Origin of the sequence: Micromonospora sp. M51 (genome assembly GCF_018070305.1) — a bacterium.
GTDB classification, from domain to species: Bacteria; Actinomycetota; Actinomycetes; order Mycobacteriales; family Micromonosporaceae; genus Micromonospora; species Micromonospora parva.
The window spans coordinates 1-783 of sequence record NZ_JAGPXZ010001338.1; the positions used below are offsets into that span (position 1 = coordinate 1).

At 73.7% G+C, this 783-nt stretch carries 1 protein-coding gene and 1 pseudogene; both read right to left on the reverse strand.

The features are described from left to right. The coding region (locus tag KBX53_RS34670; protein ID WP_210864003.1) for a phosphoglycerate mutase family protein at window positions 1–213 on the reverse strand (213 nt) is incomplete at its 3' end. Window positions 214–246: 33 nt separating this feature from the next. Continuing rightward, window positions 247–783: pseudogene (locus KBX53_RS34675) on the reverse strand (serine/threonine protein kinase); the annotation flags it as partial.

Consider the following 783-nt stretch of genomic DNA (forward strand, 5'->3'; position numbering starts at 1 on the left):
CGGCTGCGCGGTCTCGACGGCCCTGCGCAGCACCGACGAGTAGACCGCCACCGGCCCGTCGGCGGCGACCTCACCGGTGAGCCGGTTGGCCAGGTGGTGTGCCTGCTCGTGGCCGAGGGCGGTGAGGCCCCGACAACCACGCGGCCCACCGACGATTCCTTCGAGCTGGTGGACCGACTCGCCGTGTCGCACGAAGATCAGACGTGTCCGCATCGGGACATCATGCCAGCGGTATCGACGGAGGTATCAGTCGTCCGTACGGCCGAAGGAGGAGCCGCCCGCCTGGGTGAGCAGAGCGTCCAGCTTCGCGCCCGTCTGCGCTGGTAGGCGGTCTCGTCGTACCAACTCGGCGATGCGGTCCCGCAGGTCGTCGACGCGCTTGGCGCGGTCCCTGGTGCGGCGGTTGAGGTCGGCGAGGTCGTCGCGCAGGTCTTCGGCGGTCTTCGGGGCGACGTCGCCGCGGGCGACGGCGGTGGCGAGGACGGCGGCGAACTCGCTGGTCACCTCCCGGAAGCTGACCGGTATCTGCTGCCCGCCCGTCGGCGGTGCGGTGCTGGCGGGGGGCACGGACGGCGTGGACGGTGCGGCCGGCGTCGGCGACTGCGTCGTGGGCGCGGGGGCCGGCGCGGAGGTCGAGGGCGCCTCGGCGATCTCTGCCGGGTCGGGTGTGCCCGGGTTGTCGAACGGATTCTGCGCGAACAGGGCGCCGACGCCGACCAGCACGGCCAGCACGGCCGCGACGAGCGCGGCGAGGGGCCGACGCTGTCGACGTCGAGCCGGCCC